The sequence below is a fragment of the Paenibacillus sp. 4624 genome, assembly GCF_050435065.1.
Taxonomy (GTDB): Bacteria; Bacillota; Bacilli; order Paenibacillales; family Paenibacillaceae; genus Paenibacillus; species Paenibacillus amylolyticus_D.
Map to the genome: position 1 here is coordinate 341,595 of NZ_JBNDJR010000002.1, position 25,257 is coordinate 366,851.

Below are 25,257 nucleotides of genomic sequence, written 5' to 3' on the forward strand. Positions count from 1 at the left end.
GAGCGGCGAACAATAAGTGGAAGGCGAAGGATGGGCAGGGAGGGTTTTCCCGGAAGGAGGGTAGGGTGCGGGTGAAGGAAGGTATCAGTTTATGCATGATCGTGAAAGATGAGAGTTCGTTTTTGGATCGTTGTCTGGGGTCTGTAAGTGAAATCATAGACGAGATCATTATCGTGGATACAGGTTCGGCGGATGATTCCGCAGCTATTGCTCAGCGATATGATGCAACCATCATTAGTACAGAGTGGAACGGAGACTTTAGCCAGGCGCGTAATCTTTCGCTTGCTGCCGCAAGTTTTGCATGGATTCTGGTACTGGATGCCGATGAAATGTGGAGACATACGTTATGGACAAAGTCAGCGCTAATGGAATGGCTCGAAGCGGGGAGTGAAGAGGTCTGGGGGTATTGGGTTAAGGTGACGAGTCTGCTGGGTAATTCGGGCGAAGAACGTGTAACGGACGAGGTGTGCCGTTTATTTCGAAATGACCCCCGAATTGCTTTTCGTGGAAGAATCCATGAGGAAGTTGCTTCTTCCATTCTCGCGTTGATGCCGCAAGGGATTCGTCATTCGGACATCGAGGTTGTTCATTACGGTTATTTGGATGAGGTCATTGCTGCTAAACGAAAAGATGTGCGCAACATGAGATTGATTCGGCTGGCTCTGCAGCAGACACCAGATCAGCAGGAACTGCTATATGCGCTGGCTGCCGAGTGGTTTCAGCAAGCGAAGTATGATGAAGCACTTCGATTGCTGTTGCCGTTGCTGGCGCAGCTTGATCCGACGTGTGGGTATCATTCGGATGTGGTGCTAAAAACAGCATATGCGTGGAGAGAGTTGGGGCAGATTGAGCTGGCGCTCTCTGTGGTGGAGACCTGGGTAACGGTGTACGATGATTTCCCGGATCTGCTTGAACTTGCCGCTGTGCTCGAATTGGATCAGGGGCGTGCAGATCGTGCATTAAAATGGTTAAAGCAGGCGAAAACGGCTGTATCGACAGCAAGGAGGTATACCTCGGTGTCTGGTGCCGGAAGCTACCGCAGCCTAACGTTGGAAGGCATGGCGCATGAGCAGGCTGGCCTCTGGGCAGAAGCGGAAGCAGCCTATACGGCAGCGCTGGACATACAGCCCGGCAACGTGGCGGCATGGCAGCGAATGTTGCTGCTTGGGGCAGCCACGGGACGGCCGCAGGCCATTGCTGGCGTAGCCGAGGGGGGGAGCTTGCCGCTAGCGGCGTGGCAAGCATTGGTCTCGGTCGCGCTGGCGGCGCATCGGACGGAATGGCTGCTGCGCCATGCAGGGGTACTGGGCCCGGCGTATCGCGCGAAGCCGCTTGCCGCTGGGCTGGCGCTGGCCCAGATCGGCGAGGATGTAGCCGCGAGCACGGCGCTGCGGCTGTGGACAGCGCATGTACAGCATGGGCCAGAGGCTGCGCTGGCACTGTGGGCGCTGGGCCACAAGCAGCGCGAGTGCAGCGTGCCCGGGCGTGCGGCGGCAACGCGAACGCGCCAGCGTGTAGCCGTACCGGAGGTGGCGCGTGCTGCCGAGGCACTGCTGCAACGCGAGGGCGCGGCAGCGTGCGGCGCTGCGAGCAGCATGGCGCTGCCCGCGCAAGCGCTCGCCGCCGTGGGCGCCTGGCCCGCATGGCTGCGCCTGCTGCAGGCCCTGCCGCCGGGCGGCGCGCTGGCGCTGCTTGCAGCGCTCCCGCCTGCGGCCCGCTGCGGGCTGCTGCGCGCGCCCGCTTGCGCCCGCGCAGGGCTGCTTGCGCTATGCGGCTCGCCTAGCGGCGCGCAGCAGCCCTGCGCGGACGAAGTGCCCGCCCCGGTGCTGGCAGCGCATGCGCTCCTCGCGGGCACGCTCGCGCTGCTCGCCGGGCGGCAGAGCCTGGCGCGTGATTGGGCCGATTACGCGGCCCGGATCACGGCACGGCATGCTGCCGCCCAAGGCCGCCCGGCGAAGACTCCGCCGCCGGGCTTGCAGACCCTGCTGCGCCTGACTTCCTCTGGCGCAGACCATGCCCGAGCCTACCAGCAGCAGTGCAACATGCTGCTGGTATACCTGTAATCCGGCGTACTCATAGCGCCGGATACCCCCGGGATGCCCCGGCTTTTCAGCACAGCAAAAAAAGCCGGGGCATCCCGGCACACACTGCATTTACCGCCAGTTTGGCGTGCTATTTCAGACGAATAAACCTATGCACCCCGTAATACTACCGTTTCCTCGCATTACGTTCGGATGCCTAATCGTTTTCTCATTTGCTGTACAACGATTGAGGAATGAAAAGTTGAGCCTGATATTTCATGACACTATCCCTTTCCCGTCTTACAGATCACAGCCCTGAAACAGCGGATGGGTGCACCATACATCTCCGAGGAGATTGCGTCCGCCGGCTCTTCCACAGTTAGCTTATCTTCGATGGTCAGGCCTGTGACAGCCATGATCGTTTCCAGTAAATCCGGTCGCATCTCGGGCACATCAAAAGTGGCGATTAACTGTCCGCTCGGCTTCAACACACGAGCGAATTCGCGAAAAGCCCGCAGCATCGTGCCCGTATCCAGATGCTCCAACACAGAGATGCAGAATATGCGGTCAAACTGCTCGGGACGATAAGGAAGCTGAGCCAGATTGGCCTGAGCGCGGTGAAGCCGGGTGAGGTAATGTTCGGGCAGATGGAGAGCCGCCTGCTCGCCAAAATCAGCCGCAATATCTGAACGAATCGCCTCTTCCGACAAGATGCGTTCATCCCAGTCACATGCGTGAACTTCGCGGCAATGCTCCGTGAGCCAAAATTTGAACGGGTGCGAAATGCCGCAAGCTGCATCCAGCACTACGTCGCTTGAACGTGCAAACTGCCGTGCCCACTCATACTCATAAGGACGGCTCCACCATGCGGGATGAAGCGGAAAAACGAGCGTATCTGTCTTCGGGTCGCTTTGCCGGATATACCTTGATTCCATCATTGCCGTGGTGTCGGGTGTGTCCATCATGTTTGAATCGCCTCCCTCAATCCTGTTTCAGCTAAAAAAGATTCCAGTATCCTGCTCCAACGGCTGCGCCATATGGACAGATCATAGGACAGTGCAGTTTCGCGGGCATAGATACCCAACCGCTCCCGCTCGGTTCGATCTTGAACAAGCCTGACGAGCGCGGCAGTCAGTGCCTGCTCACCCGGGGGTACAAGCAATCCGTTGAACCCATCCTGAATCAGATCATTGAGTCCCCCGACATTCGAAGCGATCACCGGAAGACCGCAGCTCATCGCTTCCAAGCATGCGTAGGAGGTTCCCTCCGAGAATAGCGTAGGAATGACAACGATGTCCGCCTGATGATAAGCGTCACGAATATCTTTGAAATCGTACGTATGCTGATGGATGCGGGCCGTATGCGGATGTGTACGCTGCCAATAGCGAAAGGCTCTGCCCACCGTGCTGCCTTCCACTAACTCTCCGGCAAATTCAACTTCCACATCTGGAAAAGCCCCGAGCAGCTTATCTGCCGCAAGCATCATAGGAATAATACCGCGCTCGCTGCTGATGCGGCGTGGATACAGAATGCGGATTGGACGTGGTGCTGGCACAGGCACAGCGTTGTTCGAATGAACCTGACCTTGCTGAGAAGTCGTTTCGGCAACCCCATTTTCAAAAGAGATAACACCGGCAACAGAGCCTTCACCGTGCTCTTTCTTAAAACTCTTCGTTTGGGCTTTTTCCCCTTGCTTGAAATATACATCTGAATCATCATGACCTGCTGTATCATGATGCACTACATCTGCTCTGGATTCCTGAACGAGAATGTCTTCATGTCCAGCCTGAAGTGCCGCCTCTTTTTTCCATGCCGACATCCACTCTTCTTCATGATGCGGTGCGAGTGCCCTGCTTGGCGGAGCTGGGATGAAATAAGAGGTGTCCACTGCGTTAGGAATCAGCACAATTTGTTCTGAATCAGTATACGTACAAGTTGCCCGGCAGAAGGTCTGGAAATGGGAGTCTACCGAAACGATGCGAACCAGTCCGTCCAGCGCCAGCTGAATGTGATCGGCAACCTGGCGTTTCGTCTCGAGCGGCAGGCGGGGGCGGTCCCAATTAATTCCATGACATATCCCAAGGCTGCCAGGTTTATAGGTGATGGGCTGCCACAGGCAACTGGCATAGATGATCGGACCACGGGCTGCTGCGGCCATTCGGTCAAAGGCTTCCGGTACATTTTCCATGTCGTAATCATAACCATAGACGTCAATCTGTTCGGTTCGGGTTTGGAATGCTTCGAAATAGGATAGCTGGTGCACCTCGGGGATATGTCCGAGTCCGCGGATGACACTGCATAGATCGAGAATATAACGTTCCAGTCCGCCTCCAAATACCCGGCCAAACTTCCGGTTGTAACCATCGGTAAAACTATGGGTCAGTATGCTGACCACACCCATAATTAGGACTCCTCCTTCCAAGGGAGCAGGCGCGGTTCAGGGTCCAGAATGGACTCATACTGCGCTGGGTTGCCCCATTCTCCATGCGGATCAATACGTTTGTAGCGTAAATATTTGCGTACCCGATCCTCCAAACTCCCTGCCCAGCCGAGATGCTGAACTTTCAGTTCAGTGCATACTCCTGGCAACACGGTACAGGACGCGGGAAGACGAGGAACATGGTGATTCTGTTGCGGGTAAAAGTAAGGATAGCCCGGCATGTAACGGACAAGGGAGGCGGTGTGACGTTTGTGCATCGCCCAAAGCTCATCCTCCCGATAATGTGTTCGGCAACCCCACATATCGTAGAATCGGAAGGCAAACCAGTCTGCATAGTCCTGATCAATGAGCTTGCGCATTGCCTTTTTGGCTTCAGCACTGTATAGTTCATCTGCATCTACCGAGAGAAGCCAGTCTGGATCTGTACTGACTGCAGCTTGCCATAACGTGTTGCGAAGGCGCCATTCTTCGGCAAACAGTGGCTTCTCCAATACGTCAAGACGAACTACTTTTGGGAAAGCTCTGCATATATCCGGTGTTCCATCTGTACTGGCGTCATCCACGATGACGATTTCATCTACGAATTCACTCAGATCTTGCAACACTTCTTCCAGATACCGACCTTGTTCATTACGTACCTGGAGCATGGCAGTCAGCTTGTTGTTTTTACTTCTGCGCACCCGGCGTACGGGAGAGTTTTGTTCATACGCATCCACCTCTACATCACGTGTGGCAGAAGGATGGGGTTCCTCTTCGATCCGTGAGTTAACGATACGATGAACTTGACTTGAGGAACTTTGGGATTCGGAACTGGAAGACGTTTGAAGCGAATCATGCATAACGGGTCTACTTCCAGGGGTTCTGCGCTTCTTCGGGTCTATCATTAAGGCACCTCCCCAAGCAATTGCTGTACAGCATGATCCAGCAGCTCCAGTTCCATAATCCGAGCTAAAGCCTCTTCATCCTCCACAGCTGTCTCCAGAAACTGTCTTACCGCACCGTGACGTTCACCCCGAAGAGCCAGAGCTGTCCCGGATAGTTGTCGATATTGCAGAAGGCTGGCCGCATCCTGAATATCACTGGCATGAACGAGCGCAAGCGCATCCTCCACACACTCCGTTTCCTGATAGATGCGGAACTTCCAATGCCTTGCCGTTTCCCCGCCAAGCTCATCCAGAACGCGCAGAGCACTGCCATAATCATCATTGATACGCAGCAGTTCTGCCCGCACCAACTGTTCCTCTCCGGCTTCAAGCCAGCGGCACAATTGCTCATAATGATGGCGTTCCTGCTCGTTATTTGCACTGATGCCAAACACCTGTAGGGCTTCTTCAATCTGACCTGATCTCGCATAGATGGCGGAGAGGAACCGGTAATGGGACACCACACAATCCTGTCTGCCGTTGATAACAGCATGACTGAATGCTTCCTTGAGTGAAGTGCCGGCGCGCGAATCCTCCAGCAGATACTCATAAGCGGACAGAAGAAACGAAATAGTCTCATGAGCACCTGTTTTGGCTCGGAGCTGTCTGTAGTAATCGGCTCGCGCACGACATTGAAGCATGGTAATGTGGTCTGGCTTACCTGTCAGTACCTGCTGAAGTGCATGCATAAAAAATATCTCATAATCGCGCAGTGGAATACGTGTACCCTCATAATGGATGTAACCGGCGGGAGAAGTGTCTTCTCCTCCTAACCAGATGGCACGGGTACCTTGAAAGAGCAGCTTCATGTACCGGGTCTCCGAAGATGTGGCCACCAGATCGGCAATGCCGACAAGTCTGGAGATACTGCTCTCCCAGAGTGGAGATGCGGCTTCATCTCCTACCGGTTCAGGCAATAGTGCAATACATATTTCCGGCTGTAGTGAAGCTACAGCCATAAGCCAATATGGATGTGTAACGATTGCAACGGTATGTTGTTCCTGTAATCGTTTTTCCGCCTCCGATAGGGAGATCACTTGAATGGCTTTTGGCAAATCTTCTTCTTCAGATGTACGGCTGCTGACATAAAAGATCGTGCTTTCTTGAGCTACGAATAACGCAGCGATGTCCGGGTAGGGGAAGGATGACCAGCCACCTTTTCGCGGGAAAATCACATATTGAACTGCAATGTCTGTGGACACAGACAGATCCGTTGTTGCCTTCTTGGAGTCCTCTTCCTGCCTCATTTTTTGCGTTGGACCAGTATCAGTTGCCTGTTCAGCGTGTTCCATCTGTAACTCACCACACTTTGACAAGGGATTTTTGGTATGTAAAAAGTCGTTGCAGCACTTCGCATATCTCCGTCTGACACTAACATATGGGCATTTGTCTCCAAACATGAACAACTTCCATGAATACATGCATCAGCTCAAGACGAATGGAGGTACGGACAAGCGCAATAAATAGGCTTAATTTTATCTATTGTGTGACCGAGGTCACTTTTTTTGCTTAAGAGAGGCTGGATTGTGAGAATTATCACATGTGAAAAATAGGTAATCTGGCACAATACGTTCAACAACGTATTTGGAGGACAGACAGCGAAGATGCCCGCTTCAAGGCCATTTACGTATCTTGCTAAAGCGAACAGAAAGAAGGGGTAAAGGTATGGATCCGATTATGTTATCGCGTATCCAATATGCACTTACAACGATTTTCCACTTTTTCTTCGTACCGCTATCCATTGGCCTCGTGCTGTTGGTAGCGATTATGGAGACGTTGTATGTTGCGAAGGGAAAAGAGATTTACAAAACGATGGCCAAGTTCTGGGGCAAGTTGTTCCTGATCAACTTTGCCGTCGGTGTGGTCACCGGTATTTTGCAAGAATTCCAGTTCGGCATGAACTGGTCGGAGTACTCCCGGTTTGTCGGTGACGTCTTTGGTGCGCCACTGGCGATTGAGGCTCTGCTAGCGTTTTTTATGGAATCGACATTTATCGGTTTATGGATATTCGGCTGGGATCGTTTGTCTAAAAAAGTGCATCTGGCCTGCATCTGGCTCGTATTTGCCGGTACATTCCTGTCAGCGGTTTGGATTCTGGCAGCGAACTCGTTTATGCAGCATCCCGTTGGATTCGCCATCAATAATGGCCGGGCGGAGATGAATGACTTCTTTGCACTGCTTACGAATGGTCAGCTTCTCGTTGAATTCCCGCACACAATTTTTGGTGCGTTAATGACGGGAGCCTTTGTGGTGACGGGAATTAGTGCGTATAAGTTAATGAAAAAACAAGACGTGGACGTGTTCCGCAGATCTTTCAACATTGCCATTATTATCGGTCTCGTATCCTCGCTGGGCGTAGCTTTCTCGGGGCATTTTCAGGCACAATATCTGGTGGAAACACAACCGATGAAGATGGCTGCAAGCGAAGGTACGTGGACGACAACAGAAGATCCGGCCCCGTGGACGGTCATAGCCTCCATCGACCCGGAGAAGCAGGAAAATTCGGGTGAGATCAAAATTCCTGGATTACTTAGCTACCTGTCTTACAGTAAATTTTCAGGCAGTGTCAAAGGTATGAAAGAACTGAATGCTGAGTATCAACAAACGTACGGACCTGGGGACTATATCCCTCCTGTACGCACGACGTTCTGGAGCTTCCGTGTCATGATTGCTGCAGGCGGCTTGATGATCCTGCTTGCGATGTATGGCACATATCTGGCTTGGCGTAAGAAGCTGGAAGTGGCTAAACCTTGGTTTATGCGTCTGATGGTCTTTGCGATCTCCCTACCGTTTATTGCAAATTCAGCAGGATGGATTATGACCGAGGTCGGAAGACAGCCATGGACGGTGTTCGGGTACATGACGACCGAAGCAGGTGTGTCCCCGAATGTTTCCGCAGGAATGATTTTGTTCTCCACGATTGCCTTTACTGCTGCGTATACGGTTCTTGGCATCGTGATGGTCTTCCTGTTTGTACGCAAAATCAAAGCAGGTCCATATGCAGTCGATAAGTCGGAAGAGCATGATGAGCCGGCCGATCCGTTTGGCGTAGATGGGGGGTATTCCGTTGTTACTAAGTGAGCTGTGGTTTGTGCTGATTGCCGTATTGTTTATCGGATTTTTCTTTCTTGAAGGATTCGATTTCGGGGTGGGGATGTCTACGGGGTTGATTGCCAAAACAGATCGTGAACGTCGTACGTTAATCAATTCAATTGGTCCATTCTGGGATGGAAACGAGGTCTGGCTGCTGACCGCAGGCGGTGCCATGTTTGCAGCCTTCCCGCACTGGTATGCAACGCTGTTCAGCGGATTCTACCTGCCGCTGGTGGTTGTGTTGCTATTGCTGATTGGACGCGGAGTTGCCTTTGAATTCCGCAGTAAAATGAAACAGCAGCACTGGCGTAGAACGTGGGACATCATTATTGTGGTGGCAAGTGCGTTGCTGCCATTCCTGTTTGGGGTCGTTTTTGCAACGTTGATGAAGGGGCTGCCTATTGATGAGAACATGCAGATGCATGCCGGCTTCCTGGATATTGTTAATCCGTACACCGTTGTAGGCGGCTTGAGTGTAACGTTGTTGTGTTTGGTTCACGGGCTGTTATTTGCTTCCCTGCGTACCGTAGGTGAATTGAGAGAACGTGCACTTCACATGGCGAAAAAGTTGATGATACCACTGGTGGCAGTTCTTGCTATATACGCGATATTAACCTATTTGATGACCGACGTATTTACCGTTCGCGGCTGGGCGCTCTGGATTATGATTGCGCTGGGTGCTGTGGCGCTGTCTCTTGCGGCTTACTTCATTCGTCAGCAGCGTGAAGGTTGGGCTTTCGGGATGACGGGTGCGGTTATTGCCATTGCTTTTGCCTCCGTATTTATCGGATTGTTCCCACGAGTTATGGTGAGTTCCATCAATTCGGCATTTGATCTGACTGTATATAACGCAGCATCGGGTGCTTATTCATTAAAAGTGATGACCATTGTTGCCTGCACATTACTGCCATTTGTACTTGGATATCAGATCTGGAGTTATTATATTTTCCGCAAACGTCTGAACGAACAGCACCACCTGGAGTACTGACATGGGACGCGGGCTAATGAAGCTGCCGGGCATCCGGCCGGTACTTGCACTGGCATCTGCGTTGGTGCTGTTACAGGCGATGACGATTATTATGCAGGCCAAATGGTTGGCACAGGCCATTACGGCATTATTTGAAGGTGCTGCGGTTTCGTCACAGTATCCGGTGCTGCTGTTGTTCCTGGCTGCTTTTGCCGCTCGCTATGCCTTGTCATTCTGGTTACAGCTTGTCACTACGCGGTATGCGGAGAGAACCGGAACCGATCTGCGTAAACAGATGACGGAACAATGGTTTAGACTTGGGCCGCGTTATGCCAAAACAGAAGGTACGGGACATCTGGTGACGCTGGCACGTGAAGGTATTTCCCAATATAAAACGTATCTGGAGCTGTTTATCCCGCGTATGCTGGGCATGGGCTTCACACCAGTTATCATTCTGCTTTATGTATTCAAACTGGATACGATGTCCGGTGTGATATTAATGCTGACGCTGCCGATTCTGATCGTGTTTATGATCCTTATTGGTCTGGCGACTCAGCGTAAGATCGATGGACAATTCAAGTCCCATAAAGCGCTGGCGAATCATTTTGTGGATACGCTGCGTGGGTTGGAAACGTTGAAAACGCTGGGTCAAAGCAAGACACACGAGGGCTCCATCATGCGAGTGAGCCAGCGATACCGAAAAGCAACGATGTCCACACTACGCATGGCCTTTTTGTCCTCGTTTGCGCTGGATTTCTTCACCATGTTGTCGGTTGCGTCCGTTGCGGTAGGTCTCGGACTTCGGCTTACGGAAGGACATATGTCACTGTTTGCTGCTCTAACGGTATTAATTCTAGCACCGGAGTATTTCCTGCCCGTACGCATGTTGGGTGCAGATTACCACGCGACTCTGGATGGCAAGGAAGCTGGAGAAGCGATTAATCAAGTGATTGGACGAGGCAAGGCCGCAGAACAGCGTCAGACAGAGGCCTATGCAAGTGAATTGGATCAAGCGGGGGTGTTGGGTGAACATGAAAACGGCCCTGTCTCCTCTTCACAACTGCGAGTGGTGTTTAACCGGGATAAACATGGGATGCATAATGTGGCAACGGCATCCTCTTGGGGAGAACACAGCCGATTAGCGCTGAAGGATATTCAGGTTCAGCATGAAGCAGAGGGAACTTATTCCCTTCAGGATGTGAGTTTTCAGCTGAAGGGCATTGGTAAGATCGGAATTATCGGTGCCAGTGGAGCGGGAAAATCAACGCTCATCGATGTTCTCGCAGGTTTTCAGCTTCCAACAGCCGGACAAATGCAGGTCAATGGTCAGCCTATGAGTCTGGAACTGCTCAAGGCCTGGCGTAGCCAGACGGCTGCGATTCCGCAACATCCGTATATTTTCAGCGGTTCAATTGCGGATAATATTCGTTTTTACATGCCGGAAGCATCCGATGTGGAAGTGGCTCAAGCAGCGCAGGCAGCTGGGCTGACAAAGCTATTGTCATCTCTTGCAAATGGGCTGCATGAACCAATTGGTGCAGGGGGCAGACAGCTCAGCGGCGGCCAGGAGCAACGTGTGGCGCTGGCAAGAGCTCTGCTGAGTGAACGCAGTGTTCTGTTGCTTGATGAACCTACGGCACATCTGGATGTGGAGACTGAATATGAACTGAAGCAGACGATGCTGCCCTTGTTCGAAGGTAAACTCGTCTTTCTGGCAACTCATCGTCTGCACTGGATGCCGCATATGGATCATATTATTGTCATGGATGGCGGTACGGTAGCCGAGACAGGCACACATCAGGAACTGCTTGCACGAAAAGGGGTATATTATCACATGGTTGAGGCGCAGATGGAGGCGATATGAGATGAAATCCGGACATCCAGGTACAGAGAGCGAACGAGGCGGACAAGGTAGAAAAAATAGCTGGATTACTCCATACGCGGCACAGTACCGCTGGCGATTTATCGGTGCGATTGCACTCGGCACATGCGCGGCTCTCTGTGCGGTGATGCTCCTTTTTACCTCCGGATATCTGATCTCCAAGTCTGCGCTGCGTCCTGAAAATATTTTGATGGTCTATGTTCCGATTGTGGGTGTACGTGCCTTTGGGATCTTCCGGGCGGTGTTCCGTTATGTCGAACGACTGGCTGGGCATGATGCTGTTTTGCGTGTACTCGCAGATCAGCGGGTTAAGCTGTATCGCATTTTGGAGCCGCAGGCTCTGTTTCTGCGTTCGCGAATGCAAACCGGTGACGTGCTCGGTGCACTGGCTGATGATGTAGAACGTCTGCAAGATATTTATTTGCGTACCGTATTCCCCGCTGTTACAGCACTTGTGATCTACGGTGCTGCTGTACTGGCATTTGGCAGTGTAGATCCGAAGTTTGCACTATGGATGGCACTGTACATGTTGTTTATTGTTGTGTTGCTTCCTGCGATTTCTTTAAAACGAACCTGGAGATGGCGTGTGCAGCTCAAAAGAGAAAACAGCAAGCTGTACACACGTCTGACCGACGGCGTACTCGGGCTGGGAGACTGGATTGCAAGTGGCAGAGCGTCAGCGTTCGTGCAGTGGCAGGAAGAGGATGAGGAGTATGCTGATCAGATTCGCCGTAGACTGCGTCGCTGGAACCGTTGGCGCGATTTTATTGCTCAATGCCTCATTGGAGTAATGGTTGTGTGGGTCACTATGTGGGCAGGACAAAATGCTTCAGCGGCTCAGCTACCTGCGGTTATGATTGCGGCATTTGTGCTCGTCCTGTTCCCGCTCACGGAATCGCTGTTGCCGGTCGGTGACGCAGCAGGGCATGTGCCAGATTACCGTGAATCGTTGGACCGATTAAACAAGCTGGAAGGCTCGGAAGATATGGGACGTCGGAATTGGGAAGAGCAGAAAAAGAAGTCTCACGCATTTGGGTCGCATAACAAACATCGATCTAGTTCAGTTGCGATGCAATCGACCGAGGGGATGCCCGCAGCGGATAGGGGAACGACTACAGATGGACGAATCCGTCTACGTATTCCGCCGAAACTGCGCGCGGATATTACCATAGAGCAAGTGAGTTATCAGTATGAAGAAGAGGCAGCATATGCCGTTCGGGATCTCTCGCTGCATCTGCCTCAGGGCAAACGAATGGCTATTCTTGGACGTAGCGGTGGCGGTAAATCAACGTTGTTGAAGCTGATCCAAGGTGCTTTGTCTCCCTCATCCGGCAAGGTTCTAATTAATGATCTGCCTGTAGAGATGCTTGGCGAGAGTGTAACCGAAGTGATAGCAGTGCTCAATCAGAGTCCACATCTCTTTAATACGACGGTTGCAGGTAATCTGCGGATTGGTTGTCCGGATGCAACGGATGAAGAGATTCGGCAGGTCGCTGCACAGGTTGGCCTGGCTAAACTGATCGAGTCTCTGCCACAGGGGTATCAGACACCGATGCTGGAGACAGGACTGCGCTTCTCCGGCGGAGAGCGTCAGCGGATTGCGCTAGCCAGGGTTTTGCTGCGGAAGACGCCCGTTGTTATCTTTGATGAGCCGACCGTAGGGTTAGACCCCGTGACAGAACGCGAACTGATGCGCACCATGCTGGACAGCCTGCAAGGCAAAACATTAATCTGGGTCACCCACCACCTGATTGGTGCAGAGAAGATGGACGAGATCGTGTTTGTGGAAAATGGAAACATCGTCATGCAGGGTTCTCACGAACAACTGCTAACTCGGGAAGAACGATATCGCCGACTCCTTGAACTGGATCGGCCCGGATGGCTGGATCGGCAGCGCAAATCCCCGCTGCCTCCCACCGCTGCTTTCAAGTAACCGACTGTAGCAGGAGATTGTGACCCTATGTGAGTAGAGAGATTTCGTCCCTCCACTAGTTGTCCTGTGGTGTCAACGAGTAGCAGATAGGATGCAGGAAAATATATAATGCAGTAAATAATGTAAAAAAGACGAAGCAGGCACAGTCCTGCTTCGTCTTTTTGTTGTTTGTCGCCCGAAGTCGCCAGTCGCCCGAAGTCGCCAGTCGCCCGAAGTCGGTGTCCGACTATGCAGCTCTCTTCATGTACTGACCATCATTTACTGAACACCCATTACTCCCCATCTGTGCACTGCCAAGCTACAACAATGGAAAAGGTAAATACAGTCTAGGGTTATGGAAGATTCGAAGATTCGTTGAGCCCTCTCCATCACCCGTCAGGGTCAGTTATGGATCTTTTACTTGATGACAATGTGGCTAACGATCACAGATGACGCTATTTGGCCCAATTTAGCTCTTTTCGAATTCTAACGATCATGAGGAACGCTATTTTCACATTTGTGCCCGAAAACCGCAGTAAATAAGCCGTTTTGGTTCAAATAGCGTCGCTGGTGATCGTTAGAAATTTTACCAAGGCCAAATCCGGCAAATAAGGCTTCTGGTGATCGTTAGAGTATGGAAGGGGGGAGAGAGGTAACTAGTGCACACGGGGTTCCAACAAAAATAATAACAGAGTAACTATTTAGCTTCACCTCAGTGTCAACCAACCAACCAACTAAAGAACCAAAAGAACCAATCAAATAACGAACTGCTACCGAACCATCCATATAATCAGAGCCTCGAGTTCAACATATACCTGACACGACAGACGATGTTTCTACTCGACGTCACTCTCAAATCACAGTGCCGCTCAACTTGAATAACGCGATATCCAGCCGAGCAGCCCAGTCCTTCTTTTACACTGCCTGACTCTTTTACTGGTATGCCAGCAACGTGCCACAGGATCGGCGCAGTACCAGTTCCGGCTCTACTTTAATGCAACGATTATCCATTTGTTTGTTCATTAGGTCGAACAGGATCATTGCCGCAAGACGTCCGATTTTGTCTGTATCCTGCTTAACAGTTGTGAGTGGCGGATCACTGTAGCGGCAGGCCTCAATGTCATCACAACCTGCAACAGCGATGTCCTCGGGAACACGGAGTCCTGCCTCTTTAAAGGCTCGTACTGCTCCAAATGCAAGCAAGTCCGTGGCGGCGAATACAGCTCGCGGCAAGACATCTGCTTGTAATAGCTGTTTGGCTGCCTCGTAACCATCGGTAGCGGCATAATCTTGGCTATATACCAACCATTCCGGTTTCTCTTCTAGACTAAACTGCTTTAGGGATTGTTTAAAGGCTTTTTCCCGATGCTGCATGACGAGGGAGGCACGCTTTAGCCCGATAAACCCGATATCCCGATATCCATTCATATAAAATTGTTCCACCACTTTGGTAGAGATTTTCTCGTTATCCGACATGATATAACAGGAGTTCTGTCCAGTCATCTCAATGTCAATTCCGATACAGGGAATAGGACTGGCATCAAGGTCAGATACGCTGCTCTCCACCTCATCCCCGGCAATGATAATACAGCCATCCACTTGAAAATATTTGGAACGTGCCAGATAGTCCTCTCCCTGATCCAGAAATTTTTCATTGGAAAAGAAGAGCAAATCATATCCTAACAGGCCGATCTGTTTCTTAAAGGCATTAATGACCTCTACAAAGAAAGGGTGACTGAAATCCACATTCAATTTCCCTGCAAAGACAACACCCACCAGGTTGGACTTTTTAGTTGCCAGTGTTTTGGCGGAAGATGAGGGGCGATAACCCGTTTCCTCCATAATCTTAAGTACACGTTGGCGTGTCTCTTCACCAATGTCAGGATAGTTGTTAATAATTTTGGACACTGTTGCAACAGACACACCGGCCAAACGAGCTATCGTTTTGATATTCATCATATATCCCTCAAATTCTAAACTAGTTTCGTAGATTGTGGCTGCGCATTTTTATTGCTTTCTTGCCAACATTCTATGTCACAACCATCTGAGAGTCAATAACAGAAAGGGTAATCGTCGAGATGATTATGATATGTATGGATATATTTTTAGTATTTGCTCTCGAATCTAACGAAAACACCAGCATGTTTTAGTAAAAATAACCTATTTTTCCGCAAGTAGAGGCTTGTTTTAACTAGATTGAAAAGAAGAGTAGAGGTGTAAAAACAAAGCCGCCGAATAGAGGTTTCGTAAAATAAAATATGGAGTTGCCCGTAAAGCAACGCTCAATCCCAGATATGACGCGGTTTCATCACATATTTTGTAAAAACTCAAATAAACTATTTACAAATTTATCAGGTGGAGTCATAATGAGGGTGTAATTAACGAAACTGATTTCGTGAATTCGCTAAATCGTAAATTAATCTTGAATGGCTGGGGGAAAGTGATATGAAGAGAAAGATCTTATCTATTACACTTGTAACCGCTTTAATGTTTGTGCTCGCAGCATGTGGCAACGGTTCGACCGATTCAGATGGGAAGGCTTCTACGGATGGAAACAAAAAGGTGACGTTAAAGATCATTCACTGGCAGCAAGAGAATATCAACAATTACATCAAAGAATTTAATAAAAAGTTTGAGGAGAAGTACCCGGACGTGAAAGTGGAGTACACAACAGTTCCGGCAGATGCAACATACGATCAATTGATGCAAACACGGATGAACGCAGGTAGTACGGGCGATGTAGATATCATTCCGCTCAAGTCCAGCTTCGTTGGTGCTCCGCAAGACTGGTCTAAGGGTGCGGCTGATCCGATGTGGAAGCAGTGGATCGATGCAGGGCTGATCAGTGACTTGTCGGGTCAGGCTTTTATCAAAAACTATAACGAAGTTGATGTGCAGAACGCGATGACGTACAACGACAAGGTGTACGGTGTCAACATGGGTAAAGTGGCATTTACAGGCTTGTTCTACAATAAAGACCTTTTTGCCAAATACAATCTGCAAGTGCCAACAACGTGGGATGAACTGCAAAACGTCATCAAAGTATTCAAAGATAACGGCGTAGAAGCACTGGGCTTCGCAGGTAAAGATGTCTGGCCGATTGGCCTTGCAGTACAAGGGCTTCAAGCCTCGATTCATGACGACCAACTGAGCTACATCAAAGGTCTGTGGACAGGTCAAACCAAGTTGACTGATCCGGTACAGATCGAAGTATTGCAAAAGGCTCAAACGCTAATGAACAGTGCAATGCCTGGTTTCATGGGGATTGACTACGGAACACTGCCAAGTCTGTTTGCTACAGGTAAGGTGGCGATGATTGCGGACGGTACGTGGGATGCTACGACGATTCAAGCGGCTAACCCGGATCTAAAGTTTGGGTATTTCCCAATTCCGGGTAGTAATGATGCGGCGAAAAACAAAGACTTGGCTGGTAAATACGATATGACCTGGATGGTTGTAGATAAGTCACCGAATAAGGATTATGCGCTGAAGTGGCTTGAGATGCTGTCGGAGAAAGGTAACTATACGGATTTCGTTAATGCAGCCGGATTCCTTCCGACACAGCCTGATGTAGAAATCAAGAGCGAGTTTATCAAAGACATTCAACCATACCTTGAGAATTTCAAGCTTTCCTGGGATCAGTTGTTTATTAATCGTCAGAACGTAGGACAGTACATTGCGGAGTCCAGTGTTCACGCAGAGATGCTTAAACCGGCTGGGCCAATTGCTACACCAGAGGAACTTGCGAGCAAATCACAAGCAGACTGGGATGCAGCAGCTCCAAAATAAACCCATGATTGGACTCGTCTACTGTAAATAATTCGATTCTCGATCTAAGATTCCCATACAGAGTATCCACCGGAATAGCGCTTGGGGTAAGAGCCTTCAGGCCAACCTCGATCAAGCAAAGCTGTTATTCCGGTTTTTTGGTTTTACCCGATGAAAGGTGTGAGGACGATGTATCCGTTTGGAAAAGGGAAGGCGCGGCTGATTCCTTATCTATATTTAAGTATTCCGCTGTTGCTTTATGTCGTGTTTGGCTTTGGCCCGTCGCTCGTGACTGTGCTGTTTTCGTTTACCGATGCGACTGGAGTGAGAGGGCAGGAATGGAACTTTGTCGGTTTCGAAAATTATAAAACCTTCTTTGGCGCATCCAATGCGGGTGACCGGCTGGACGCGATCGGGCGTTCCTTATATTTTGCGTTTGCCGTAGTCATCATCCAAAACGCAGTAGGTCTGTTCATGGCAATCTTGATTAACAAAAAACTTCGAGGCGACAAGCTGTATCGTGCGGTATTCTTTTTGCCCGTCGTGCTGGGTGTAACGGTGTCCGGATTGATCTGGCAGCTCGTAGCGAATCCGCTCGGCGGACCTGCGCAGTCACTTCTGAATTTCTTTGGCACGAGCTCGAACTTTTTCGGGGATTATAATATTGCCTTCGAGCTCATTATTTTCGTGCAAATCTGGATGTACATGGGGTACTCCATGACGATCTTCCTTGCTGGCTTGCAGACGATTCCGAGTGATCTATACGAGGCAGCTTATATGGATGGTGCATCGGGCTGGAAAGCATTTACCAACATTACGTTTCCGATGATTGCCCCTTCTTTTACCGTAAATATGCTGTTGTCTATCATCGGCGCACTGCAAACCTTTGACATTATCTACGTCCTCACAGGCGGTAAGTTTAATACAACGACACTGGCATTTGACGTGTATGCAACAGCGTTTGGCAGCGGTACGGCGGATTATGGTTTGGCTTCTGCGGTAGCGATGATCCAGTTCTTGTTTGTGTTCACGATCTCCATGGTCGCGTTGTTCTATCTTCGGAAAAGAGAGGTGGAAGTATAATGAAGCAAAGCGGAACATCAAGAACAATCAGCTACATTATTGTGCTGCTGATGCTTGCGCTATACGTCTTCCCTCTGTTCTATCTGTTTAATGTGTCGATGAAAACACAGACGGAGTATTTGCTGAATCCTGTAGCGTTAACGGAAGGCATACGGCTGGAGAACTTTGCCGAAGCATGGACAAAAGGCAGTTTCTCGCAGTACATGTGGAACAGTGTGCTTTACACGGGCATGTCCACACTGCTGACCTTAATTTTGTCTATATTTGCAGCCTTCCCGCTTGCTCGCAGATACGTGAAGTTTAGCACGTTTATTTATATTTTCTTTTTGATTTCCATGTATTTGCCGAACCCGCTGATCCCACAGTTCTCTTTGATCAATCAACTGGGTCTGTATAATACGCAAACCGGTTACATTTTGCTGAAAACGACGGGTACGGGCATTGCGTTTCTGATGTTTGTCGGTTATATCAAATCGGTATCGCGCGAGCTGGATGAGGCTGCTGCCATGGACGGATGTGGGTACACCCGTTATCTGTTCACCATCCTTGTCCCGTTAATGAAGCCGATTCTGGCAACAGGCATTATTCTCACAGCCATCGGGGTATGGAATGATATTATTGGTCCAACGATCTATCTGTCTGATCCGAATTATCAGCCGGTGACCAAAGGGTTATTTACCTTCTATGGGCAGTATATGAATAACTGGCCGCTACTAGCGTGTGGTATTCTGATCGTGACGTTGCCACTGGTTGTGTTATACGTTGCGTTGCAACGTTTTATCGTTGGCGGTGCAATGGCTGGCGCGGTTAAATCATAGTTTTTTTACGAATTAGAAAAAAACGGCTAATCTTGATGTGTTCTTGATATGTAGATATCAATGTAACAAGATATCGAATAACCAAAGAAAGCCACTCTCATTAGCATGAGGGTGGCTTCTTGTATTTCTATTAAATCATTCATTGGCGTAGCTTGCATTGGAGGATACAATGATTTTCTTTTACATATCGACTAACAACAAAATAATGGAGGACAGGCATAGACAAGTGCTGACCAGATAGAGCACGGCAACCACCTGTTTGTGGTTCAAACCGGCACGTAGCAGGCGATAGTGAGCTTGGCTTGCATCGGCCTGATAGATTGCTTTGCCTTGCAAGAAACGTTTGATCACGACAAAAATATTATCAAAAATCGGTACGCCGAGTGCCAGGATCGGAATGAAAATGGACAGCATCGTCGCTTGTTTGAATGCACCGTCAAGTGCGATAACTGCTAGAATGAAGCCTAGGAACGTAGCGCCAGCATCGCCCATAAATACTTTGGCCGGAGCCTTGTTGTATTTGAGATAACCAAGCGTTACCCCAACTAAAGTGATGGACATCAGTGCTGAATCACTCTGGCCCTTCGTAATGGCTACGATAAACAGCGTAATTGCCGAGATCGCGGACAAACCACCAGCCAGTCCATCCATACCATCTGAGAAGTTAATCACCGTCGTAACTCCGAAAATCCACAGGATCGTCAGAATGAATTGCAGCCAGATCGGCAGGAGCACATACTCTGCATTGAACGGATTCACGAATCCGGTAAACGCAATACCTGACGCAAAGACGAGCACCGCAGCCGAGACTTGAATAATCATTTTAGGTAATGCGGGAAAGTCTTTTCCTTTGGTTTTGTACCAGTCATCAATCGTGCCGATCGTCAGGAGAAGCATTCCACCTGCAACCAATGCGGCTGTCTCCCAGGTCAATTCTTTAGTAAGAGCAATGTATGTCAGGAAAAATCCAGTAAATATCGCGTAGCTAGCGGTCAGTGGTATCGGTTGCCTGTGTAGCTTACGCTCCACATCTTCCCGGGGCTTGTCCACAAAATCCAGTTTGTGCGCCAGTCGGCCCAGCGGCGGAATCAGCAAAACCACGACAGCAAAAGACAATATGAAAGCCAGTATGTACATCATAAACTCGCTTGGTTCACTCCCATCATCCTCATTTCCTCTTATTATACGAGTTCAACCCGAAATCTGTCGATATCAGTATTGTAACCTGGAGCATGGATGGTCATGCGATTCAGATGTAATAGATGAAACAAATTTAGAAGTTACTTTGAGGCAGATAAGGGCCAAAGTAATCAAGTACGTTTTCGGCATGATATCCATCATCGCCCTGCCAAGTTGCGACAAAGACAAAGTCGCCCGAACCACCTTTACGTTTCCTTGGCGTATCCCCGGGAACCAGAATACCTGCGGCTGCCCAGATTTCTAGCAGGGAGTCCCGTTCCTGTTTGCTAGAGGGCAGACATTCTTTCCACTTTTTCTCCAGAGAGCGGGCGCTGTCTTTCGGGTCTCCTGTCTGTGAGGCTTCCAGCATCTTGGCAAGAATTGTTTGGTCTTCCGTAGTTACTGGGTAAGGGTGGAAATGACTGCTCTCAGTGCTGTTGCAACTATTATCATTGTAATCCTGAAGCAACAATTCCAGATCCAACAGGCAGTAGAGCAACCAACCGTGGCGCACCCCACCCCATTTGATTCGTTCAAAATTCAGTACATTCAGATCTTCATCAACATATTGTTTATCCGATTGTAAACGAAGGAAGTTGCAGTCCCCGCAGGCGCTTGTATTGGCGTGTAAAGCCGGGCGTTCACCGTAGGTATGCAGAGGCATGTTTCGTGTCAATGCCCAGCTGGATAATGCGCTGCGCAGATACACTTTTTTGGTCGAGAGACTGTGTAGAAAGGCCGTAATGACGCGCTCCTTAAGCACAGGGTTCTGATGCATGTGATGCAGGCGCTGTACGATTTCGTCATGGCTGATCGTGAGCGGGTCGAACATGACGCCCTTGCTTTTGGCATATTCAAATTCATCACCCTCGAAGGGGTCATGGGGTGATTTCCAACCGCCACCGCCCCAAAATGTACTCAGTAGAATTTTGGCAGCTTTTTTATCCATTAGGCTGAGCCTCCTGTTTGTAGAATCATAGCGACCAGTCCTGGAAAACGTGCAATTAGTTCGTCCTTTCTCAGGGAATAAAAGTGGTGTTTGCCGTCAATTCGTGGCTGAATAATACCAGCTTCTCGCAGGATTTTGATATGGTGGGACAACGTTGATTTGGAGATATGGTCGACTTCAAAAGCGGAGCAATTTTTCTCACCCGAGCTGGCTAAACAGTATGCAATCTTCATGCGTATCGGGTCACCGAGTGCATTGCAAACCGCGGTCAAACTCATTTCCGAAGCGGTAGGTATCGTTAAAGTTCTCATAAAATAGACGTTAGCATAGTTGGCTACTTCTTTCAATGTTCGAAAAAAACCGAAATGTATGTTGCGATTCGGTAAGCGAGTGTGATACATTTCTTATCACAGCATTTAGTTCGAAATTATTCGAACTGATGGCATGTGCTGATCATACGGCATGAAATTTTTCGTTCGAGACAGCATGAGACCAACAGGAGGCTAACTACTAATGAATACAGCAGTGAACATTACGATGTTAAATAACTATTTCAGATTATTTGATGCTTCACGGACAGATAAACGGGCTATGCAGGACTTGTTATCCCTGTTTACACCGGATGCCGAGATTGTGTTGAATGGCACTAGTCATACTGGGTTTGAGGGGTTTATGAAAGCTTTCTATGATTACAACCAAGACATTAAACATATGTGGGATGCCTGGGTGCCCCAACCGGATGGTAGTTATCAAACCAATTGGGCTGTGTGCGGACAAGCAGCAGATGGATCGGTGTATGCGAAGGTGGGCGTGGATATTGCGCGTGTGAATGATGCTGGCCAGATTGTTTATCTGGAAAATGTACAAACGGACGAGAATGCGTTCAGCAAATATAATTCGTAAGTGTGAATTTAATTCGCCAGAGTAAATATGTCTGAGCGTTAAGGTCACTCATAAGAGTGAATTTAATCTGTAAGAGTTATTATAAGTTCTTGAGAGCTATAATCACGCGATAGCTATAAGTAGGTAATGTAATACCATTTGGGTGGTAATCAGTATTGACTTATTGTAATTTGAGTTATTTGATGAACTCCACAGTGTAATACTGTGGGGTTTATTTAGGTTTAGGTGAGGGATGCGAGAATACAGAGGAGGTGAGAGAGGAAGAGGCGAAGCCGTCCAGAGTTCCCTAATTTCTAACGATCACCAGTGACGCTATTTGGTGAAAAAATCGGGCTCTCAGATTCTAACGATCACCAGTGACGTTATTTACCCCAAATAGCTGTTTTTAGGCCACTTTTAGCCTGGAAATTCAGAAATAAGGTGTCTGGTGATCGTTAGATTTCGATACCCTGCCAAAACCATCAAATAAGCTTCCTGGTGATCGTTAGCTTTTTGTCATCTGCACCAAATGCTATCTTAGTTAGTATCTTGTACCTGATCTTGATATTGGAGATCGCTACTACGCTCCTGCACCGTCTGATTCAGAGTATCGTTAGCGGCTCACTCCTCACCAGCATCATTCGTCCGGCTCTTGGAGATGTTTAGCGCATAGGCTCACACATCAGCACCATCTATCCGATTCTAAGAATCGCTAACGCGGCTCCTTGCTGTGCCAACTCGCGCTTACTCCTGCATCATTCGATTCTGGAATGCCGCGATATCGGCATAATCCTCTTCGAATTTGCGTGAGATACGGATGAAAATCGGTAACAGTTCACGATACACGCGTACACGTTCCGGGTGTGGCTGATGGCGGTGTGTCGATCCAATCATGCCGGAAACGGTGCTCAGGGAATCGATACGGCCTGTGGCATACAGCCCGAGTACAGCGGCGCCAAGGCAGGAACTCTCGATGCTTTCGGGGATGATGACATCCTGATCGAAAATATCGGCCATCATCTGCCGCCACAGCTCGGAGCGGGCGAAGCCTCCAGTAGCCTGGATCTTTTTCGGACGGCCAATCTTCTCTTCAATCGCGAGCATAACCGTGTACAGGTTAAAGAGCACACCTTCGAGTGCGGCACGAATCATATGCTCCTTCTTGTGATGCAACGTCAGGCCGAAAAACGACCCGCGTGCATTCGGGTTCCAGAGTGGTGCGCGTTCTCCTGTCATGTACGGGTGGAACAATAGTCCCTCTGAACCTGGCGGTACATTTTCAGCGACACGTGTCAGGACTTCATACGGATCAATCCCGAGGCGTTTTGCCGTTTCCACCTCAGAAGCCGCAAACTCATCCCGAATCCAGCGGAAAATCACTCCGCCGTTGTTCACCGGGCCCCCGATGACCCATTGATCCTCCGTTAGCGCATAACAGAAGAAACGCCCTTTTGGATCGGTCACTGGTTTATCCACGACCGTACGAATCGCCCCGCTGGTGCCGATCGTCACAGCAACAACCCCTGGGTCAATGGCGTTCACACCCAGATTCGAGAGCACACCGTCGCTTGCCCCAATCACAAATGAAGTCGTCTCCGCGATGCCCATCGCTTTGGCATACTCGGGGTGAAGTCCTGTTTTGAATACATGAGTTGTTGGTACAAGGCTGGACAGATGCTCTGGCGTAATGCCGGCAACATGCAATGCTTCCGCATCCCATTCGAGTTTCTCCAGATTCATAAGTCCGGTGGCGGAAGCCATCGAATGGTCGATAACAAATTCAGAGAATAACTTGTAGAAAACATATTCCTTCATGGAGATCAATTTATGCGTCTGTCTGAACAGATCCGGTTGTTCCCGGGTTAACCACATGATTTTGGTGAGTGGGGACATCGGGTGAATCGGTGTGCCTGTTCGCAGGTAGATTTCATGTCCGTTCATCTCCGATTTGAGTGCTTCTGTCCACTCGGCGCTGCGATTGTCTGCCCATGTCATCGCTCGCATCAACGGTTTGCCTTGTGCGTCCACAGGCAGGATGCTGTGCATGGCTGAACTGAACGAGACAAACAGAATGTCGTCCGGCTCTACCCCAGCTTTAGAGGTGGCTTGCTGCACAGAGGAAATAACTGCTTGGAAAATGTCCTCTGCATCCTGCTCTGCAATCGCGGGCGATGGTGTGTGTAGCGGATAATCTGCACCACCTTGTGCCACAATGCTGCCGTCTTGCTTGAACAACACAGCCTTGGTCGAGGTTGTGCCGATATCTACGCCAATCATATAAGGTGAAGCCGCCATGGTGATCATCCCTCTTCCGTTTCAATTACTGCGTCGGAAAGTGTTATGGAATGCGTGTCAAAAATGTTCTGTCTCCTCGACTTGCACATAACAGCTCATCCAAGCTTATATAACATCTGGTATCTCATCTATAGAATAAGAATATCAGACTTGAGGGAAGGATCAAAATGGCTTCATATACGAGCTCCGCTCCAGAGATTCTTACCTTCCCTAAGTCAGTCCTTCACCGCTCCTGCAGCAATATCCGAAATAAACTGGCGGCTGATGAACAGGAACATGATGATGAGTGGAAGAACGGCAAGCAGTGTACCTGCAATGACCATCGCATAGTCTGTATTATAGAGTCCATTTAATTGAGATAATGCAATTTGCAACGTGTACTTGCGTGCATCTGTCAGTACAATTAGCGGCCACAGGTAGTCATTCCACACGCCGATAAAGGTGAATGCTCCGAGAAAAGCAAACGCAGGCCGTAGAATCGGCAACGCAACGTTCCAATACAAACGAAAGAAATTACATCCGTCAATTCGTCCTGCATCCAGCAGATCGTTCGGGATGGATTCCGTCGCATACTGACGAATCCAGAAGATGCCGAAGGCATTGACCATGCCCGGAATAATGAGGGCTTTGAAGGAACCCACCCACCCGAACGTGGCCATCAGCACGAAGGAAGGGACCAGCGACAGCTGGGAAGGCACCATCATGGTGGCGAGCAGCAGGACGAAAAGCCATTTTTTGCCCGGAAACTCAAACTTCGCAAACGCAAATCCCGCCAGTGAATCAAAAAATAACACCAGAATGGTCACTATACCTGATACAAACAAGGTATTCAGAAAGGCTCCCCAGAAATCAATCTGCTGCAAAACCCGTGTAATATTATTCCACAGTTCACCGCCGAACCAGAGCTGGGGCGGAAACTTGTAGATGTCGGACGTTGTTCGGGTGGACATAACCATGAGCCAATAGAACGGGAACATGGATATAAGCATGCCACCGATCAGGCCGGTATACAGCACCAGCGACTTGAGATGTTTGGACGCCATGA

The 25,257-nt window shown here is 49.5% G+C and carries 19 protein-coding genes; 9 read left to right on the plus strand and 10 right to left on the minus strand.

Features of this window, described 5'->3' with window-relative positions:
* Positions 1–71: 71 nt before the first annotated feature.
* A complete protein-coding gene (locus ABIE27_RS05920; RefSeq protein ID WP_429350106.1) occupies positions 72–2,063 on the plus strand; it encodes a glycosyltransferase in 1,992 nt (663 codons plus the stop codon).
* Positions 2,064–2,305: 242 nt separating this feature from the next.
* Here ABIE27_RS05920 and ABIE27_RS05925 read toward each other — a convergent pair whose 3' ends face one another.
* From ABIE27_RS05925 to ABIE27_RS05940, 4 genes are read right to left on the minus strand one after another with little or no spacing between them, the layout of a single operon-like run.
* Positions 2,306–2,986 (minus strand): class I SAM-dependent methyltransferase, encoded by a 681-nt coding sequence (locus tag ABIE27_RS05925; protein ID WP_123064063.1) that lies wholly within the window; start codon positions 2,984–2,986, stop codon positions 2,306–2,308.
* Positions 2,983–4,422 (minus strand): glycosyltransferase family 4 protein, encoded by a 1,440-nt coding sequence (locus ABIE27_RS05930; RefSeq protein ID WP_123064064.1) that lies wholly within the window; start codon positions 4,420–4,422, stop codon positions 2,983–2,985. Before ABIE27_RS05930 ends, ABIE27_RS05925 begins: the two co-directional genes overlap by 4 nt.
* 2 nt (positions 4,423–4,424) lie before the next feature.
* Complete coding sequence (locus tag ABIE27_RS05935; protein ID WP_429350107.1) at positions 4,425–5,345, minus strand: glycosyltransferase; 921 nt, start codon at positions 5,343–5,345, stop codon at positions 4,425–4,427.
* On the minus strand, positions 5,345–6,700 hold the full coding sequence (locus ABIE27_RS05940) for a hypothetical protein (RefSeq protein ID WP_429350108.1): 1,356 nt from the start codon (positions 6,698–6,700) through the stop codon (positions 5,345–5,347). The genes ABIE27_RS05935 and ABIE27_RS05940 overlap by 1 nt, the downstream gene beginning before the upstream one ends.
* A 349-nt stretch (positions 6,701–7,049) precedes the next feature.
* On the opposite strand from ABIE27_RS05940, the gene ABIE27_RS05945 reads away from it, so the two are divergent.
* Genes ABIE27_RS05945 through cydC form a run of 4 tightly spaced genes read left to right on the plus strand, consistent with a single transcriptional unit; the run spans position 7,050 to position 13,259 of the window.
* Positions 7,050–8,465 carry a cytochrome ubiquinol oxidase subunit I gene (locus tag ABIE27_RS05945; RefSeq protein WP_123064067.1) on the plus strand — a complete coding sequence of 472 codons (1,416 nt, stop codon included), beginning with the start codon at positions 7,050–7,052 and terminating at the stop codon, positions 8,463–8,465.
* A complete protein-coding gene (cydB, locus tag ABIE27_RS05950; protein WP_123064068.1) occupies positions 8,437–9,465 on the plus strand; it encodes a cytochrome d ubiquinol oxidase subunit II in 1,029 nt (342 codons plus the stop codon). The genes ABIE27_RS05945 and cydB overlap by 29 nt, the downstream gene beginning before the upstream one ends.
* A 1-nt stretch (position 9,466) precedes the next feature.
* On the plus strand, positions 9,467–11,308 hold the full coding sequence (gene cydD / locus ABIE27_RS05955) for a thiol reductant ABC exporter subunit CydD (RefSeq protein ID WP_429350109.1): 1,842 nt from the start codon (positions 9,467–9,469) through the stop codon (positions 11,306–11,308).
* A 1-nt stretch (position 11,309) separates the two neighbouring features.
* On the plus strand, positions 11,310–13,259 hold the full coding sequence (cydC, locus tag ABIE27_RS05960; protein ID WP_429350110.1) for a thiol reductant ABC exporter subunit CydC: 1,950 nt from the start codon (positions 11,310–11,312) through the stop codon (positions 13,257–13,259).
* A 912-nt stretch (positions 13,260–14,171) separates the two neighbouring features.
* Here the strand turns inward: cydC and ABIE27_RS05965 are convergent.
* Positions 14,172–15,194, minus strand: coding sequence for a LacI family DNA-binding transcriptional regulator (locus ABIE27_RS05965; RefSeq protein WP_123064071.1), 1,023 nt, complete (start codon positions 15,192–15,194; stop codon positions 14,172–14,174).
* A 489-nt stretch (positions 15,195–15,683) separates the two neighbouring features.
* On the opposite strand from ABIE27_RS05965, the gene ABIE27_RS05970 reads away from it, so the two are divergent.
* The 3 genes from ABIE27_RS05970 to ABIE27_RS05980 all read left to right on the plus strand — a co-directional run bounded on the left by ABIE27_RS05970 (position 15,684) and on the right by ABIE27_RS05980 (position 18,907).
* Complete coding sequence (locus tag ABIE27_RS05970) at positions 15,684–17,027, plus strand: ABC transporter substrate-binding protein (RefSeq protein ID WP_123064072.1); 1,344 nt, start codon at positions 15,684–15,686, stop codon at positions 17,025–17,027.
* Between the two features lie 168 nt (positions 17,028–17,195).
* The gene (locus tag ABIE27_RS05975; RefSeq protein WP_123064073.1) at positions 17,196–18,089 is read left to right on the plus strand and encodes a carbohydrate ABC transporter permease; all 894 of its coding nucleotides are present in this window, start codon (positions 17,196–17,198) and stop codon (positions 18,087–18,089) included.
* Positions 18,089–18,907: a carbohydrate ABC transporter permease gene (locus ABIE27_RS05980; RefSeq protein ID WP_429350111.1), complete on the plus strand. Its 819-nt coding sequence runs from the start codon at positions 18,089–18,091 to the stop codon at positions 18,905–18,907. The genes ABIE27_RS05975 and ABIE27_RS05980 overlap by 1 nt, the downstream gene beginning before the upstream one ends.
* 180 nt (positions 18,908–19,087) lie before the next feature.
* On the opposite strand, the gene ABIE27_RS05985 is transcribed toward ABIE27_RS05980, so the two are convergent.
* From ABIE27_RS05985 to ABIE27_RS05995, 3 genes are all read right to left on the minus strand, one after another.
* Complete coding sequence (locus ABIE27_RS05985; RefSeq protein ID WP_090921690.1) at positions 19,088–20,047, minus strand: MraY family glycosyltransferase; 960 nt, start codon at positions 20,045–20,047, stop codon at positions 19,088–19,090.
* 133 nt (positions 20,048–20,180) lie between these two features.
* The gene (locus tag ABIE27_RS05990) at positions 20,181–21,035 is read right to left on the minus strand and encodes a hypothetical protein (RefSeq protein WP_123064075.1); all 855 of its coding nucleotides are present in this window, start codon (positions 21,033–21,035) and stop codon (positions 20,181–20,183) included.
* Entirely contained in the window at positions 21,035–21,346 is a 312-nt protein-coding gene (locus tag ABIE27_RS05995; protein ID WP_123064076.1) for an ArsR/SmtB family transcription factor, read from the minus strand. Before ABIE27_RS05995 ends, ABIE27_RS05990 begins: the two co-directional genes overlap by 1 nt.
* Positions 21,347–21,548: 202 nt before the next feature.
* On the opposite strand from ABIE27_RS05995, the gene ABIE27_RS06000 reads away from it, so the two are divergent.
* Positions 21,549–21,938, plus strand: coding sequence for a nuclear transport factor 2 family protein (locus ABIE27_RS06000; RefSeq protein WP_123064077.1), 390 nt, complete (start codon positions 21,549–21,551; stop codon positions 21,936–21,938).
* Between the two features lie 723 nt (positions 21,939–22,661).
* On the opposite strand, the gene gntK is transcribed toward ABIE27_RS06000, so the two are convergent.
* Positions 22,662–24,212 (minus strand): gluconokinase, encoded by a 1,551-nt coding sequence (gene gntK, locus ABIE27_RS06005; protein ID WP_429350112.1) that lies wholly within the window; start codon positions 24,210–24,212, stop codon positions 22,662–22,664.
* A gap of 215 nt (positions 24,213–24,427) precedes the next feature.
* Positions 24,428–25,255: a carbohydrate ABC transporter permease gene (locus ABIE27_RS06010; protein WP_123064079.1), complete on the minus strand. Its 828-nt coding sequence runs from the start codon at positions 25,253–25,255 to the stop codon at positions 24,428–24,430.
* Positions 25,256–25,257: the final 2 nt, after the last annotated feature.